Source organism: Rummeliibacillus sp. SL167, assembly GCF_007896505.1.
Lineage (GTDB): Bacteria > Bacillota > Bacilli > Bacillales_A > Planococcaceae > Rummeliibacillus > Rummeliibacillus suwonensis.
The window spans coordinates 413,287-430,751 of record NZ_VCBM01000002.1; the positions used below are offsets into that span (position 1 = coordinate 413,287).

Below are 17,465 nucleotides of genomic sequence, written 5' to 3' on the forward strand. Positions count from 1 at the left end.
GTGGGGGGTGAGAAAAACCCCCACTGATAGAAGCTTTACTTTATATAACTAATTTTTTTTGCAATTTATCTTCACTAAAAATCCAGCCAGTAAAGGATTTCACGATTTTATAATCTTGTGTAAGATGGGCGATCGCAACGAATGGATAGCGATTATTACTACGATACCTCAAGTCGATTAGTCTTACTTCGATTAAATCGTCTTCAATTTCTGAAACTTCCCATCTATATAATGGTGAAAAGGAAACGAATGTTTTAAAATTTGGATCCTTCATGACAGCTTTGATTTCAGGAGATTCTGGTAATGGCTCGATTAAAAATTTATCATAAATCGTGATGGAACGCCCATATGCCCGTCCAACATAATGATATAAGGATGAGTTTGCCGCTACTCTATATTGAAAAAAACGGGATGTAGGGGACAAAATAATACGTTCAGCATCTGGAATTGTGTTCAAAACAGCCTGCTTCACAGATTTTTGAAGCAAATAACGAATGATATAATAAATAAACATGACCCCATATAATGTAAACATCGTTGGAACGGGGTTAGCACCAAAAGCCCAAAACAGTAAAGCAATAATATGAAGTGCAAAAATAATCGGATCAAATGTATTGATCCATCCCAGTGCGATCCATTGTCTTGAAAATGGTCTTAATGCTTGTGTTCCATAAGCATTGAAGATATCTACAAAGACATGTAAAAATACGGCAAAAAATGTCCATAGCCAAAGATGTAAAAGATTCGCTCCAGGGAATATAATAGAAAGAACTCCTGTTATTAGAATAGGCCATAAAATGACTGCCGGAATAGAGTGAGTAATCCCTCTATGATGGCGAATATAAACAGCATTGCTACGTAATTTTAAAATGGTATCGATGTCTGGAGCTTGAGAACCGACAATCATACCAGCGATGACGGCAGTAGTCGTTGGTGCATGGTTAGCGACAACCGGGTCGACCATTGCCAAGCCGCCCAAAGCAATGCCCATAACAAGGTGTGTGCCTGAATCCAAGATGATCAACTCCTTATGTTTTGGGGAGAAATGAAAAATAACAAAAGTATCTTCAGATATAGTTTACACTATAATACCCACTTTTTATATGAAATAAAATCGAAATAATTAGGAGAAAATTGTGTATTACCAATATAAAAAACAATTTCAACAAGCATTAGTCGAATGGTTTCAAGATGAGAAAAGAGATTTACCATGGAGAAAGACCAAAGACCCTTATAAAATCTGGGTTTCAGAGGTCATGCTTCAACAAACAAGAGTCGATACAGTGATTCCATATTATAATCGTTTTATGAAAGAATTCCCTACACCTGAAGCATTGGCAAACGCTCCAGAAGAAAAGCTTTTAAAACAATGGGAAGGATTGGGATATTATTCAAGAGTACGCAATTTACAAGCCGGAGTCCGTGAAGTTGTTGAAACCTATGGAGGGAAAGTACCAGATAACCGTCCTGAAATTTCAAAACTTAAGGGAGTAGGTCCATATACCGCGGGTGCAATATTAAGTATTGCCTACAATAAGGCGGAACATGCAGTAGATGGCAATGTTATGAGAGTACTAAGTCGAGTCTTATTAATAGAAGAGGATATTGCAGTCCCTAAAACTAAAAAGACATTCGAAAACGCAGTAATGGAGCTAATCGATACAAAACACCCATCAGAATTCAACCAAGGATTAATGGAATTGGGTGCATTAGTATGTACGCCAACATCACCCAAATGTTTACTTTGTCCTGTAAGAGAATTTTGTACAGCCTTCAACGAAGGAGATCCAGAAAAACTTCCTATTAAAACAAAAAAAATCAAAACGAAAAGCTTCTATTATGATGTATTTGTTGTACAAAATGAATATGGGGAAATTTTATTAGAAAAAAGACCTGAAAAAGGTTTGCTCGCAAACATGTGGCAATTTCCGATGCTTGAGCAAAATAGTCATGCTGAACACACGAATGAATCTGTACTTGCCACTACTTATCAAATAGAGCTTATTAGTCGTGAAAAACTGATCTCGTTTAAGCATGTTTTCTCCCATCTTGTGTGGAATATGGATAGCTATATGATAAATTCAAAGCAAGCTGGCAGGAAACTTGAAAAAGGTGAATGGTTTACAATGGAAGAAATGCAGCGATTGCCAATACCTGTACCTATGCAAAAAATTTTACAGCAGTATAGCAAAATCGATTCCCACACGGCATTGTAAAATAATTGCTCGATTTTTTGATGATTTCTAAAAAATATGATTTAGCATAAGCATGTGCAAATAGGGAAAGGCTTATGGCATAATCAAATCACAAAAATGCTTCGCTTGCAAAGACATGACCTCTACGATTAAACAAAACTTTAACAAATCATGAGTATAAAAAAAATCTCGATGCACAAGTTATATTGCGTGGAGGTGATACTCATGGCAAAGAAATTCAAAGGAGCAACAGATGCTCAAGAAGTAAGACAATTAAATCAACAAGCTGAAAGCAATAAGCAACAAGCTTCTGGGAGTTTTGGTCAACAAAACACTGAGGAGTTTGGTGCTGAAACAGATGTTCAAGCAGTAAAAAACCAAAACCAACAAGCTGAACGTAATAAACAACAAGCTTCTGGCAAATACGGAAACAAATAAAATGATTTTTAATCCATGAATTACTTAGTTGGTGAAGGAAATATACCTTCACCAATTTTTTGCTACACGTTTTCCGTTGGGATTGTTATAATGTTACAAAAGAACGCTCATAGAGGAGTGTTTATTAAAAAAGGTGGGCTTTTAATGGCAATACCGTCAGAAGGGGAAATCATACAAATACATAGCTATAAGCACAATGGCAATATTCATCGAGTTTGGCAGGAGACCATGGTTTTAAAGGCTACCAAAAACATCATTATCGGTGCAAACGAACGAACATTAGTTATTGAATCGGATGGGCGTACTTGGGTTACAAGAGAACCGTCAATTTGCTATTTCCACGCAGAACATTGGTTTAATATTATTTGTATGTTAAGAGAAGATGGAGTATATTACTACTGTAATATGAGTTCACCTTTTGTGTTCGACCATAATGCAGTGAAGTATATTGACTATGATTTAGATGTTAAAGTATTTCCAGATATGTCTTACACACTGCTCGATGAAGATGAATATGAACAACATAAAAAGGCCATGGGATATCCACCTGTTATTGATCATATCTTGAAATCGAATGTCGACAAACTTATAAGCTGGATTCAACAAAGAAGAGGTCCATTTGCTCCTGATTTTATAGAAGCATGGACAAGTCGGTATGAGTTCCGAAGACAGTTGCATGAAAATAATGATGAGTAGGAAAGGAATGTCGCATGAATTTTTATTAATGTGACAGCGCCTGTTAATCGAAGATTGTTAGGAGTTGCCCAAAAGTGGTTTAGAGGGCAGCTTTTTTGTTTGAAAGGACCGGATTATTTTGGAGAGTATGAAACGCTATTTGCAATTCGTTAAACCGTATCGCTTAGAAATATTTTTAACTTTTATTATTGGTGTCCTGAAATTTGCTATTCCTCTTTTTACACCTGTACTGATAAAAATTGTGATAGATGATATCATCAATGCTCATCACTTAACTAGTGATGAGAAAACGATGGAATTATTTTATTGGCTTGCTGGAACAACTATTTTGTTCTTCGTTATTCGACCACCTGTTGAATATTACCGCCAATATTTAGCGCAAAAAGTAAGTAACAAGATTCTTTATGATATTCGTCAGAAGTTGTATGGACACCTACAAAAACTAGGTTTAAGTTATTATGCCAATACACGTGTAGGCGATGTTATTTCTCGAACGATCAATGATGTTGAACAAACCAAAGAATTTATCATGACAGGACTTATGAATGTATGGATTGATCTATGCACAATTATGATAGCGATCGGCATTATGTTGAAGCTTGATGTGAAGCTTACGATCGTTTCACTAGTCGCATTTCCTTTTTATGCAATTAGTGTTCGCTATTTCTTTGGACGCTTAAGAAAGTTAACAAGAGAGCGTTCGAGAGCCTTAGCTGATGTTCAAAGCTATTTACACGAACGTGTACAAGGAATCAGCATCATTAAAAGCTTTACTTTAGAAAAGCATGAACAGCAAATTTTTGATGGAACGAACGGTCATTTTTTAACCAAAGCATTAAATCAAACAAAATGGAATGCCAAAACTTTTGCAGTCGTCAATACGATTACCGGTATCGCGCCACTTGTAGTTGTGGGCTATGCTGGATACCAAGTAATTCATGGGCATTTATCCGTTGGAACAATGGCTGCGTTTGTAGCATATATAGACAGTTTGTATAACCCATTAAGAAGACTTGTCAACTCATCGACTACATTGACACAGTCGGTAGCATCTATGGACCGTATGTTTGAATTATTTGATGAAAAATATGACATTGAGGATAGTAAGGACGCGAAGGTGTTACCTACCGTCAAAGGTCAAATTGATTTTGAAAATGTGACTTTTCGCTATGAAGAAAAGGGGAGAGATATTCTAAAAAGTATCAATCTTCATATTTCACCTGGGCAAACTGTGGCATTGGTCGGAATGAGTGGTGGTGGGAAATCTACTATTATAAGTTTAATCCCACGCTTTTATGACGTCATGACAGGAGCGGTTAAAATCGATAATATAGATGTCCGACAATTAACCATTCATTCTTTACGCTCGCAAATCGGAATTGTATTACAGGATAATATATTGTTCAGTGACTCGGTCAAGGCAAATATTCTAATGGGAGATCCTAATGCAACAGACGAAGAAGTCATTGCTGCTGCCAAAGCTGCTAACGCACATGACTTCATCATGTCATTACCAGAGGGTTATGAAACAAAGGTAGGGGAACGTGGTGTTAAACTTTCTGGAGGGCAAAAACAACGAGTGGCTATTGCCCGAGTATTCCTGAAGAATCCGCCAATTCTCATTTTAGATGAGGCTACATCTGCCCTCGACTTAGAGAGTGAGGCATTGATTCAAACATCACTAGATCAGCTTGCACATAATCGCACAACAGTCATTGTGGCGCATCGACTATCGACGATTACACGTGCAGATCAAATTTTTGTGATTGATCATGGTGAATTGAAGGAGCAAGGTACTCATGAATCATTGATGAATCAAAAGGGGATTTATCACGATTTGTTCCAAATTCAAAAGTTAGGCTAATGTGAATAATTGTTTAAGGAATGCCAAAAGTTTTTCTTACATAGAGAAGTTATTGTAGCTTTTGAAGTAAGAATGTGCAAAGTGAAACCTCCCCTAGAAGTTTTCATCATCTTCTACTAGGTGTTTAATAGAACAATTGAGTTTTTTATAAATAGTTGATCCCCATCTTTCCTTCTCTCCCTTGCGACTGAAGCAAGGTTTTTATTGCCCATTAATATATGGTGACAAGCCAAAAAGTACGAATGTTGATTAATACAGCATTCGTACTTTTTTTAAATAAAGGACATATACGATCATTATCTGAATCAATTTCATCAATCATTTCCTTCTTAAAAATACGAACACACGCGTGTTGATTTGACAAAAATTAGGTAGTCTGTGGCGTGATTTTTGAAAAAACCTGTATTTTTCGGACCATTTATATAGATCTTCGCTGCGGCTTGCTCGACTCCTCGATTAGGCTTGCGCATTTCCTTCGTGCGGTGTTGATTCGATGAAGCCAATTCAATGTCCCGCGGGAAAAGCGAATAGATGAGACCCCGCAGCGTAGCGATTGAAGGAACGGAATTGTAGTGCGCCACGTCTTGTGGCAACGACTCCGTGACCAACATCCTGTTGCCCCCAGCATTCGCCCGCATGAGTCGTGCAAGCCTTCGCTGCAATCAACAAATCCCCCTATTTTCATGGATTAAATTGGATAATCAACACGCTTGATATTATAAAATATTTTTTGAAATGAAAACGCTTTTGTAAGGCATTTCCTTACATGATTCGATATAGTTAAAAAAGAAAGCCAATACATATTTTCCAAATTTCTATTGCATTCTCATTTTTTATATTTATAATAAATCGAAAAGAAATAATTTTTCGATAAATCTAATAATATTTAATGATTAGATATTAAAAAGGAGAGTGCCATGGATGGATGATCGTAAAGAATTGCTGAAAGTTGAAGCATTAGAAACAACCTTTTTTACTGATGGCGGTGAAATCCCTGCGGTCGATCATATAGACTTTTCTTTGAAAGAAGGAGAAATCTTAGGGATTGTAGGAGAATCAGGTTGTGGAAAGAGTGTAACTTCCTTGTCTATTATGGGACTCTTACCCTCACCACCTGGCAAGATTACAGGTGGAAAGATTTTATTAGATAAAAAAGATTTAACAAAACTATCGGAAAAAGAGATGCGCAAAGTTAGAGGGAAGGATATCGCAATGATATTCCAAGAGCCCATGACATCGCTTAACCCATTATTTACAATTGGCAATCAGCTTACTGAAGCTATTTTGATCCATCATAAAAATTGGACAAAAAAACAAGCAAATGCACGTGCAGTGAAAATGATGAAGCTTGTTGGTCTACCAAGAGCAGAGGAATTATTAAAAGAATATCCTCATCAATTATCTGGAGGTATGCGGCAACGTGTCATGATTGCAATGGCGCTTGTTTGTGATCCCAAAGTATTAATTGCAGATGAACCAACAACAGCTCTTGATGTAACGATTCAAGCTCAAATTCTGCAACTGATGAAGGAACTTAATAAACGTTTAAAGACAGCAGTTATGCTGATTACCCATGATTTAGGTATTGTGGCTGAAACATGTGAACGCGTTATTGTTATGTATAGTGGACAAGTGGTGGAGGAGGGGCCAGTCGATGTTATTTTTAAAGACCCTCAACATCCTTACACACAAGGATTGATTCAATCAGTACCGGATATGCGTCATAAAAAGGATCGATTATATTCCATAACAGGCAGTGTACCGAAACCGGGTTCTATAAAAGTGGGCTGTCGCTTTGCTGCACGCTGTGAATTTGCCACAAAAAAATGTATAGAAGCAAGTCCAAAGTTATATCAAACATCTGACGCACATAAAACAAGGTGTTTTCTGCATGAGGGAAAGAAGGTGTCTTCAAATGACAGAGCCATTGTTGAAAGTACAAGGACTTAAAAAGTATTTTCCCATTCGTTCAGGCATATTCGGACAAATCACGGGGCAAGTAAAGGCGGTCGATGATGTTTCGTTTTATGTCAATGAAGGAGAAACGCTTGGTATTGTAGGAGAATCAGGCTGCGGTAAATCTACTACGGGGAGAATGCTAATGAGATTGCTAGAACCAACAGAAGGAGTAATCGAGTTTCAAGGACAAAACCTTGCAAAACTATCTCCTTTTGAAATGAGAAAAGCACGTCGTGATATTCAAATGGTTTTCCAAGATCCATATGCTTCTCTGAATCCAAGACATTCTATTGGGCAAATTCTAGAAGAGCCGCTTATTGTTCATGGGATTGGCGATGCTAAAGAACGTAAAAAAAGGGTGAAGGCATTATTAGAAATTGTCGGATTGAGTGATGATCATGCCAAACGATATCCACACCAGTTCAGTGGTGGACAAAGACAACGGATCGGTATTGCTAGAGCATTAATGACAAATCCAAAACTGATTATTGCTGATGAACCAGTTTCTGCATTAGATGTATCTATACAAGCACAAGTTTTAAACTTAATGCAAGATTTGCAGAAAGAATTAAAACTTACATATATATTTATCGCCCATGATTTAGGGGTTGTACGACATATTAGTGATCGGGTTGGCGTGATGTATTTAGGAAAAATAGTTGAGCTATCAGAAAGCGAAGAATTATATGCTAATCCACTACATCCATATACAAAAGGTTTGTTATCTGCTGTGCCTATACCAGATCCGGATTTTAGGAGACAACAAATCATAATAGAGGGGGATGTTCCAAGTCCTTCAAGTCCTCCAAAAGGATGCACTTTCCATACAAGATGTCCGTTTAAAATGGATATTTGTACAAAATCAGTCCCGCAATTGACTGAGGCTCAACATGGTCATTCTGTAGCTTGTCATTTATACAATGAAAAAGCGAATGATAAATAAAAAGAAGATGGGGGAAATGATGTTTATGAGAAATAGGAAATTATTATCCTTTGGTCTGTTTTTAGTACTGATATTTTCAACAGTGCTAGCTGGATGTGGATCTGGCGATAAGAAGGGAACATCGAGTGATAGTAATGGAGGAAAAACGCTCATCTATGGTCGTAGCGGTGACTCAGTATCACTTGATCCGGCGGTAGTAACAGATGGCGAATCATTTAAAGTAACAACCAATATTTTCGAAACATTAATCAACTTTGGTGAACAAGATACTTCGTTGCAGCCAGGATTAGCGAAAAAATGGGAAGGTTCGAAGGATGGACTTACCTATACTTTCGAATTACAAGAAGGGGTTAAGTTCCAAGATGGTACAGATTTTAACGCTGATGCTGTAGTTAAAAACTTTGATCGTTGGATGAATGGGAACGCAGATAAATTTCCGTATTTTGTATCCATGTTTGGCGGTTTCAAAGGGGACAAAAACGCAATCATTAAAGAGGTAAAAGCGGATGGTGACAACAAGGTGGTCATTACATTAAATAAACCACAAGCACCATTCCTCAAAAATTTAGCCATGACAGCATTTGCGATTGCTTCTCCAACCGCATTTGAAAAAGAAGGAGACAAATTTGGTGATAACCCAGTTGGGACAGGTCCTTTTAAATTTGTTTCTTGGAAACGCAATGATTCAGTGACTATTGAGAAAAATAAAGATTATTGGCAAAAGGGTCAGCCTAAGTTAGATAAATTAATATTCAAATCCATTACAGATAATTCCGCTCGACTTAACGCTTTAAAAACGGGCGAAATCGATTTAGCTGATGGTATCAACCCAACAGACGCAAAAACGATTGAAGATGATAGTAATCTTCAATTATTGAAACGTCCATCTATGAATGTTGGCTATCTAGGATTAACATCAACTCGTCCTCCGTTCGATAACGTAAAAGTCCGCCAAGCTGTAAACTATGCAATTGATAAAGAGGCAATTATCAAAGCATTTTACAATGGTCAAGCTGAGGTTGCCAAAAATCCAATGCCTTCTGTTATTGAAGGTTATAACGATGATGTAAAAGGTTATGATTATGATCCAGAGAAAGCCAAACAACTATTGAAAGAAGCAGGTTATGATGGTCAAAAAATTGAACTTTGGGCAATGCCAGTAGCGCGTCCATATATGCCTGATGGTCAAAAAATTGCCGAAGCTATTCAAAAGAACTTAGCTGATGTCGGGATTCAATCAAAAATCGTTTCATATGAATGGGCTACTTATCTTGAAAAACTAACGAACGGAGAAGCAGATGCATTCTTGATGGGATGGACAGGTGATAATGGTGATGCCGATAACTTCCTGTTCACATTATTAGATGAAACAACGATTGGTTCTAACAACTATGCTTATTATAAAAATGCAGAAGTTCACAAATTGTTAGCAACTGCTCAATCAGAGACAAATGAAGATAAGCGTAATGATTTTTACAAAAAAGCACAGGTGATTATTTCTAAAGATGCACCATGGGTACCACTTGCTCATTCAACTCCACTATTAGCTGGTAAGAGCACTATTCAAGGATTCGTTGCTCATCCAACGGGCACTGATAAATTTAATAACGTAGACATTAAATAGAAGAAATGGAGGTCCCTGCTTTAGGGCAGGGGCATATTTTTAGCTAATACAGGATGGAGAGGTGAAGAAGAATGCTTCACTATATCGGCAAACGATTATTACAGTTGATCCCCGTTTTGCTTGGAATGACTTTTATAGTATTTATGATCATCCGTGCAATTCCTGGTGATCCCGCGAAAGTGATCTTAGGGCAACAGGCCACTAAAGAGGCAGTCGCGGCGTTGCGTGTAAATCTAGGATTAGATAATCCATGGTATATTCAATACTTTCATTATTTAGGCGGTTTATTAACAGGCGATCTAGGTGAATCTATGCGTACAAAGGTTCCGGTATCTACTGAGATTTGGCCTTATTTGGCTGCTACTTTGGAGCTTTCATTATTCGCAATGATTCTAGCAATTGTAATAGGTGTCAATGCAGGGATCATTTCAGCTTGGTTTCAAAATTCATGGTTTGACTATACGGCAATGGTTTTTGCATTAGTAGGGGTGTCAGTTCCTATTTTTTGGTTAGGTTTAATGGGACAATGGACCTTTGGCACTCAACTTGATTGGCTACCCACTACTGGGAGAGAAGATACAAGAGATCCTGTTACGGCAATAACGCATTTGTACATACTGGACACGATCATTCAAGGGAGATTTGATCAATTAATCGTTGTGTTAAAACATTTGATATTACCAGCTTTTGCACTGGCGACGATACCGATGGCGATTATTGCTCGAATGACCCGTTCTAGTATGCTCGAAGTTATGCGATCTGACTATGTACGTACAGCTCGTGCAAAAGGTCAAAAGATGTTTATCGTTATTTATAAACATGCATTAAAAAACGCTATCATTCCTGTATTAACGGTTATTGGTTTACAAATGGGACTATTGCTCGGTGGTGCTATTCTTACAGAAACCATTTTCAGCTGGCCGGGAATTGGTCGCTATGTGTATGACGCAATCAGTTTCCGTGATTATCCTGTTATACAATCAGGGATTTTAATCATTGCATTTATCTTCGTCATGATAAATTTAATCATTGATATTTTATATAGTGTTATTGATCCAAGAATTAAGTATAAATAAGGGGGAGTCCAATATGTCTGAAGTTGTTGCGAATACGACAGGGAATTTAACAACTCATAAGGAAGTTGGACCATGGAAAGAAGCTTGGCACAACTTTAAGAAAAGCAAAGCTGCTGTAGTTGGAGCAGGTATTGTGGCGTTCTTCATCATATTAGCTATCTTTGGATCATGGATTGCTCCACAAGGGGTGAACGAACAAAATTTAAGTGAACGATTAATGGCGCCATCAGCTAAGCATTGGTTCGGTACAGATGACTTTGGACGAGATATATTCTCTCGTGTCGTATATGGTGCACGGGTTTCGCTATGGGTTGGTTTCTCATCTGTCATTGGTTCAGTGATTGTAGGGAGTATTTTAGGGATTGTGGCAGGTTATTATGGTCGCTGGGTAGATACAATTATTTCTCGATTATTTGATATTTTATTAGCTTTTCCAAGTATTTTACTAGCTATTTCAATTGTGGCAGTTTTAGGACCTTCTTTACAAAATGCACTCATCGCAATTGCCATCATCAATGTACCGAACTTTGGACGCCTTATTCGTTCCAAAGTATTGAGTATTAAACAAGAAGAATATATTATGTCAGCGAAAGCAATTGGGATGAATGACTTTCGCATTCTTTTTAGACATATACTCCCTAACTCAATGACGCCCGTTATTGTACAAGGGACTCTTGCCATTGCTTCTGCAATTATTGAAGCAGCTGGGTTAGGATTTCTTGGTCTAGGCGCACAAGCACCAACTCCAGAATGGGGAAAAATGTTGTCAGATGCTAGAGTATACTTAGTCAATGCTCCGTGGACGATGATTTTTCCTGGTTTAGCTATTATGCTTACTGTTTTAGGCTTCAATCTGATGGGAGATGGATTGCGTGATGCACTCGATCCCAAAATGAAAAATTAAGAAAAAACCGCAATATCTTTGACTATAAAGATATATTGCGGTTTTTCAAAAGATTTTTATCCCGCGTTAACGGACAGTAAGACCCCCACCACAAGGTTTAGAGAGAAACGAGAAAGGATAGGTGGGGGGATCAACTGCCGCATGTGCCCAATTGGTTTGGGCGGGCAAGATGTTGGTCACTCAGGTGTTGCCAAAGGACGTGGCGCTTTTCACTTTCGTTCCTCTATTTTAGTGGAGGATGAAGAAAACCCCCACTGATGGAAGCTTCACTTTATTGATATTACATAGTTCGGTCTTCTATTTCTACTTTTAAGAGCTCGTGTGAATGGTGATTCTGATAAGCCATGATCAGTGTGTCGAGATGTTCAAGATTTTCCTCATAATCTAAAATGCGAGAAAGAATATGCAACAGATGATAGCTTGAAAATTCTTCTTCATTTTCATCTGCATGTGCTAAGACAATGTGTTCGGCGAATATATCCATAACCTCATTACGCTGTAGATATTCTTCTTGCCCTACCCATGTGATATGCTCAGGTTTAAGTTTTCCTGTATATTTTAAAAATAACTGTTCATGATAAGTTAACAAATAATCTAATCGTTCTTGAATCATAATCCGAAAACGTTCTGGTAAATTGGTTATTTCATTTTCGTGCAAATGCAGACGGTTTAATACTTCAATGCTTTTTTTCGTCGTTAAAATCATTTGTCGATAGACGACCAATTTACGTGCTTTTATATATTTCTTTTTGCCAAAATATGCACGCTCTTCTTTATATAGATGATATAAAGTATTGATGCGCTCGTAACGCTGTTTCAATGCTCTCAATGATTGCTTTGTAGAAGTATGCTCTGAAGCTTGACGGACAGCCAAGCGAATCCATCGAATGATATCGTCTTGTAAAATATTGATAGATGTGAAAAGTCGTGTTTCATATCTGGGCGGCAAGAATAGGAGATTCACCACAAAGGCAGCTAATACACCTATCATTATGGTAGCAAAGCGAATAAGACCAAACATAATAAATTGCTCGCCTTGAACTTCCATAATAACAATCATAGTAACAAGGGCTAGCGAGATGCTATCTTCAAGTTTAAATTTAATCATAATCGATAATGTAACAATAGCTGCTAATCCAACAGCTACATATTCATGACCAAAAATAGAGCCGAATGTAACAGCGACGACTGCACCAATCAGATTTCCTTGTAATTGTTCGATAATTGTTCGATAAGAACGATAAAGGGAAGGCTGCAATGCGAAAATAGCAGCGATTCCTGCAAATATTGGAGATGGACAATGTAATGCTTTAGCTACAAATAAAGCCAATACAATGGCAACTCCTGTTTTTAATATTCGGGCACCTAATTTCATATGAAAATGGGTAACCTCACTTTCTATGTTTTATATTCAATTTAATGATAAAGCCTCCGGTGGATGTCACGGATTTTAAAGAGGAATTTTTCGAGCAAGTTCGAAAAAAATCCGGACGCCAGTTAACTGGAGGCATAATTGATCCCATAGCACTATCAGCCAATAAGTTTCCACTTTAAGATGTAAGAAACAAGCAGAGAATAAGTGAAGGTTTAGCTTGTTATAAAAAAGCTTGATTAGTCACCTAACACCTAGTGATGAAAATTTTCGCTGGGGAAAGTTTTACTTTATCCCGCGTTAACGGGCAGTAGACCCCCACCTCAAGGTTTAGAGAAAAACGAGAAAGATAGGTGGGGGATCAACTGCCGCATGTGCCCGATTGGTTCAGCTAACCATCAGTGGGGGATGAGGAAACCCCACTGATGGAAGCTTTACTTTATTCCGCACTAGCGGGTAATAAGCTCCCATTTCAAAGATACATGGAAAAGGCAAGAAGATAAATAGGTAACTGCCTGTAATGTAAGATTGTTTCAATGATCATCCAGTGAGGATGGAGAAAATTCTCCACTGGATGAAGTTTCACTTTATTACATAGGTTTGTATCTTTTTATCCCGCGTTAACGGGCAGTAAGACCTCCACCACAAGGTTTAGAAAGAAACGAGAAAGATAGGTGGGGGATCAACTGCCGCATGTGCCCGATTGGTTTGGGCGGGCAAGATGTTGGTCACTCAGGTGTTGTCACAGGATGTGGCGCTTTTCACTTTCGTTCCCCTATTTCAGTGGGGAATGAAGAAAACCCCCACTGATGGAAGCTTCACTTTATTGTAGTCAATTATTCTACAAAGTGCCAAATAAATTGTTACAATATAGAAAGTATATGAAATGGAGGAGTTAACATGACAATGTTGGAAGGTACACAAGCACCAGTATTTTCATTACACAATGAAAAAGGGGAGCCGGTTTCTTTATCTGATTATAAGGGAAAAAAATCAGTCGTACTCTATTTTTATCCTAAAGATTTAACCCCTGGCTGTACAACAGAGGCGTGCGATTTTCGTGATGCGCATAAAGATTTTTCAGATTTGGACGCAGTGATTTTAGGTGTAAGTCCTGATGATGAGAGTAAACATGTAAAATTTATCGAAAAACATGGACTACCTTTTTCTTTACTTGTAGATATAGATCACAAAGTAGCAGAGTCTTATGGCGTTTGGAAGCTGAAGAAAATGTATGGTAAAGAATATATGGGGATTGAACGTTCTACATTTTTGATCAACAAAGAGGGAATTATAGAAAAAGAATGGCGCAAAGTACGCGTCAAAAACCATATTGAGGAAGTATTAAACTATCTTCGTGATAAAGAGGAATAGTTTGCCCCACTTTAAAACAGGCAGTAAGTCCCCCACCCCAAGCTTTAGAGAAGCGAGAAAGATAGGTGGGGGACTTACTGCCGCATGCACCTGAATGACCAACAAGATTATTCAAAATTTTAAGGCAGCAAGTACTCCTTTTGGCGAATGTGAAGCAAATTGTGAATAAACAACTATCATTATCGTCATTTAATTGAGAATTCAATGAAGAAGGCAGATGTTTTTACATAGTGAATTTCATTGGATTATAAAGGAAATTCACCTTGATAGCATATAAAGTGAAAACCTCATCCAACGAGGTGCTTACTGCCTATAAATGAATAGAAAACCGCAATAATGGCTAGAAATATTGACATTTGCACTACTTATTAAGTAAACTAATTATAACGATTATAAATAAATAATATTTATGAAGTGAGGTGCATGGCGATGTCTGAACTACATTTAAAAAACGCGCTCGACACGCTAAAGAAAACTGGCGTAAGGATTACTCCTCAACGTCATGCGATTCTTGAGTATTTGATCGAATCAATGTCACATCCTACGGCTGACGATATATATAAAGCATTAGAACATAGATTTCCTAATATGAGTGTTGCCACTGTATATAATAATTTACGCGTTTTTCGTGAAGCAGGTCTTGTCCGAGAATTGACATATGGTGATAATGCTAGTCGTTTCGATTTTGTAACAAGCAAACATTATCATATCATTTGTGAATCCTGTGGCAAAATTGTAGATTTCCATTATCCTGGTCTTGATGAGGTAGAACATCTTGCCGCCCATGTGACCGGTTTTAAGGTCAACTCTCATCGATTAGAAGTATACGGAATATGCCCAGAATGTGCGAAGAAAGAAAGTCAAACAGAAGAATAATAGTTTAAGCAATGGACTGTCCAAGAACATGGATTCATCAGCTTCATCATATGAAAAAATAGAGCACAGATTGCTGCTAAAACAGCATTTTGTGCTCTTTGCATTGTATCTTCTTCTATTTAAGAGTTGACATTCTGCGATAGAATCATATATTGAATAGAACTATCTATTTTGAATGACCACGATCTTATGGTTCACATTTGAGGCTTGTTGTCGCAAGCATGTCAAATTCAAGCTAGTTCCTCCGTCGAAAACTATAAAAGGAACTTTTCAAGCAATTTCGAAAAGATTTGGAAGCTAATACGATGGACGCATTTAATAGAGAAAATTCCGATGTAAATTGAAATTAGATAGTTAAATCACAAATCCTCGAAAAAATCATTCTATTATTCTTGACCATTTTTTTTATGTTTTTCTCTTTTATTGTTATAATCTTGATTGAACTCTTTACCTTCTAATGACTTGTCCAATGTTAAAGGCTCATTACAAAACATGCACATATCAACGCGACCTAGCATCTTTGTATGTTTATGACAATTCGGACATTCGACCATAACAGCTTGTGTTGATAATAGACCAATCCAAGCGTAAACAACCGTACTAGCAATAATACAAAGCATACCCAAAGCTATAAAAATCATCGCTGCCCACTTATGGTCTCTAAAGATAATAGCACCATACATGATGATAAAGCCAATAAATATCAATGATAAAGCAAATGTACGAATTTTATTAATTTTACTTTTATAAGGTTTCTTATTGGATTTCATTTGCAAGCCTCCTATTCTAAAGCATACTAAAAACAGGAACGTAAGGCAATACGAATTGAAACTTCAAAGAGGAATCTAACTTCAACTGTCGAAAGATAATTATTATGAAAGAGATTTTATTCTAGGAGGATATTAATGGAGCAATTACTTCGTCCAATATACCAAGAACGTGCAAGTCAACCTAATACGTTAGGGATTATTATAGTAGAGAAAAGAGAAAAAGTAAGTCCGATTACAGATACCTTTGATACGATCCTTTTAGTCATTGCAAAAGAGAACCGTGTGCCTGTTTATACAAAACATTACACTTTTGAAAATCAAAAAGCAGCTATGCATATTATCACTGAAAAGCAATTACATAAATGGTTACTGGTTGGTACCAATAAAAAATTAATTGATTGGATATTATTTGGAAAAATAGTATTTGATCGAAATGAATATGTGAGTAATTTAAAACAAAATCTAAAGGACTTCCCTTTCTATGGAAGAAACATCAAAATGGGCATCGAATTTGCAAAATTGATTCGTCATTATTTAGAGGGGAAAGTGTGTTTAGAAGAAACCAATTACTTAGATGCATACAATCATGTTGTTGAATCGCTACATCATTTGGCACGATTGGCAATATTGGATAAAGGATTATATCCAGAGGTAACTGTATGGTCACAAGTAAAACAAATTGATCCAGAAATTTATAAATTATATGAAGAATTAATAACGAGCGAAGAGTCTATCCAGAAAAGATTAGAGCTGTTGTTTTTGGCTAGTGAGTTTTTGATTCATTCCCGCATTGCTGATGGAGCTCGCCATATCGTCAATGTTATGTCCAAAAAGGAATATTGGACAATTCAAGAAATGCATGAGCAAGAAGAATTGAAAAATTACTCTGTCGACTTAGAAGTATTTGTTGAATTTCTAATTAGTAAAGGATATATTCTTGTTGAACAAGTAGAAACAAAAAGTGATATGATCTTCCACAGACTATATAAGGTTGAACAATCTGCCGATTAGTTGTATATTAATGAATACAGTGTTTAGATTATATGAAATAATTTCATAAAAGTATTGACCATTATGAAGGAATTATTGTAAAATATCATATGTCTTTGAAAACATGTGGAAGATTGAAAGTTAAGCTTCTGAAAAAACTTTTTCAAAAAAACATTGACATTAAAGAAGTTTGATGTTAAGATTTAAAAGTCGCTAAGATGACAGCAAGATATGAACCTTGAAAACTGAACGAGCAAGACGTTAATCAATAAAATTTGTTTACTAACCTCTGTTAGTGACAAAGACAAAATAGATATCATCTTCGGATGATACGCTAGCAAAGCAAATGAGCTTTCAAACTTAACTTTTATGGAGAGTTTGATC

16 protein-coding genes are annotated in these 17,465 nt (G+C 36.9%); 12 read left to right on the top strand and 4 right to left on the bottom strand.

What is annotated here, in order from left to right; genetic code table 11:
- Positions 1-40: 40 nt before the first annotated feature.
- A complete protein-coding gene (locus FEZ13_RS13305) occupies positions 41-1,015 on the bottom strand; it encodes a metal-dependent hydrolase (RefSeq protein ID WP_146553085.1) in 975 nt (324 codons plus the stop codon).
- 121 nt (positions 1,016-1,136) lie between these two features.
- On the opposite strand from FEZ13_RS13305, the gene mutY reads away from it, so the two are divergent.
- From mutY to FEZ13_RS13325, 4 genes are all read left to right on the top strand, one after another.
- Positions 1,137-2,216 carry an A/G-specific adenine glycosylase gene (gene mutY / locus FEZ13_RS13310; RefSeq protein ID WP_146553086.1) on the top strand — a complete coding sequence of 360 codons (1,080 nt, stop codon included), beginning with the start codon at positions 1,137-1,139 and terminating at the stop codon, positions 2,214-2,216.
- 204 nt (positions 2,217-2,420) lie between these two features.
- Positions 2,421-2,633 (top strand): gamma-type small acid-soluble spore protein, encoded by a 213-nt coding sequence (locus FEZ13_RS13315; protein ID WP_146550018.1) that lies wholly within the window; start codon positions 2,421-2,423, stop codon positions 2,631-2,633.
- A gap of 144 nt (positions 2,634-2,777) precedes the next feature.
- Positions 2,778-3,329, top strand: coding sequence for a nucleoside tri-diphosphate phosphatase (ntdP, locus tag FEZ13_RS13320; RefSeq protein WP_146550017.1), 552 nt, complete (start codon positions 2,778-2,780; stop codon positions 3,327-3,329).
- Positions 3,330-3,456: 127 nt separating this feature from the next.
- Positions 3,457-5,193: an ABC transporter ATP-binding protein gene (locus tag FEZ13_RS13325; protein WP_186725914.1), complete on the top strand. Its 1,737-nt coding sequence runs from the start codon at positions 3,457-3,459 to the stop codon at positions 5,191-5,193.
- Positions 5,194-5,697: 504 nt separating this feature from the next.
- On the opposite strand, the gene FEZ13_RS19625 is transcribed toward FEZ13_RS13325, so the two are convergent.
- Positions 5,698-5,859, bottom strand: a complete 162-nt coding sequence (locus tag FEZ13_RS19625) for a hypothetical protein (RefSeq protein ID WP_186725915.1) — start codon at positions 5,857-5,859, stop codon at positions 5,698-5,700.
- Positions 5,860-6,114: 255 nt separating this feature from the next.
- On the opposite strand from FEZ13_RS19625, the gene FEZ13_RS13330 reads away from it, so the two are divergent.
- From FEZ13_RS13330 to FEZ13_RS13350, 5 genes are all read left to right on the top strand, one after another.
- On the top strand, positions 6,115-7,143 hold the full coding sequence (locus tag FEZ13_RS13330) for an ABC transporter ATP-binding protein (protein ID WP_146553088.1): 1,029 nt from the start codon (positions 6,115-6,117) through the stop codon (positions 7,141-7,143).
- Positions 7,109-8,095, top strand: a complete 987-nt coding sequence (locus FEZ13_RS13335) for an ABC transporter ATP-binding protein (protein ID WP_146553089.1) — start codon at positions 7,109-7,111, stop codon at positions 8,093-8,095. Before FEZ13_RS13330 ends, FEZ13_RS13335 begins: the two co-directional genes overlap by 35 nt.
- 25 nt (positions 8,096-8,120) lie before the next feature.
- A complete protein-coding gene (locus tag FEZ13_RS13340; protein ID WP_146553090.1) occupies positions 8,121-9,719 on the top strand; it encodes an ABC transporter substrate-binding protein in 1,599 nt (532 codons plus the stop codon).
- A 71-nt stretch (positions 9,720-9,790) separates the two neighbouring features.
- Entirely contained in the window at positions 9,791-10,795 is a 1,005-nt protein-coding gene (locus tag FEZ13_RS13345) for an ABC transporter permease (protein WP_146553091.1), read from the top strand.
- Between the two features lie 13 nt (positions 10,796-10,808).
- Positions 10,809-11,699: an ABC transporter permease gene (locus FEZ13_RS13350; protein ID WP_146553092.1), complete on the top strand. Its 891-nt coding sequence runs from the start codon at positions 10,809-10,811 to the stop codon at positions 11,697-11,699.
- Positions 11,700-11,979: 280 nt separating this feature from the next.
- Here the strand turns inward: FEZ13_RS13350 and FEZ13_RS13355 are convergent, their stop codons facing one another.
- Complete coding sequence (locus FEZ13_RS13355; protein ID WP_146553093.1) at positions 11,980-13,074, bottom strand: FUSC family protein; 1,095 nt, start codon at positions 13,072-13,074, stop codon at positions 11,980-11,982.
- Between the two features lie 897 nt (positions 13,075-13,971).
- On the opposite strand from FEZ13_RS13355, the gene bcp reads away from it, so the two are divergent.
- On the top strand, positions 13,972-14,445 hold the full coding sequence (bcp, locus tag FEZ13_RS13360; protein ID WP_146553094.1) for a thioredoxin-dependent thiol peroxidase: 474 nt from the start codon (positions 13,972-13,974) through the stop codon (positions 14,443-14,445).
- Between the two features lie 429 nt (positions 14,446-14,874).
- Positions 14,875-15,321: a peroxide-responsive transcriptional repressor PerR gene (perR, locus tag FEZ13_RS13365; RefSeq protein WP_186725916.1), complete on the top strand. Its 447-nt coding sequence runs from the start codon at positions 14,875-14,877 to the stop codon at positions 15,319-15,321.
- A 386-nt stretch (positions 15,322-15,707) separates the two neighbouring features.
- On the opposite strand, the gene FEZ13_RS13370 is transcribed toward perR, so the two are convergent.
- Positions 15,708-16,091, bottom strand: a complete 384-nt coding sequence (locus FEZ13_RS13370; protein ID WP_146553096.1) for a YgzB family protein — start codon at positions 16,089-16,091, stop codon at positions 15,708-15,710.
- A gap of 135 nt (positions 16,092-16,226) precedes the next feature.
- On the opposite strand from FEZ13_RS13370, the gene FEZ13_RS13375 reads away from it, so the two are divergent.
- A complete protein-coding gene (locus FEZ13_RS13375) occupies positions 16,227-17,102 on the top strand; it encodes a nucleotidyltransferase-like protein (protein ID WP_146553097.1) in 876 nt (291 codons plus the stop codon).
- Positions 17,103-17,465 lie beyond the last annotated feature (363 nt).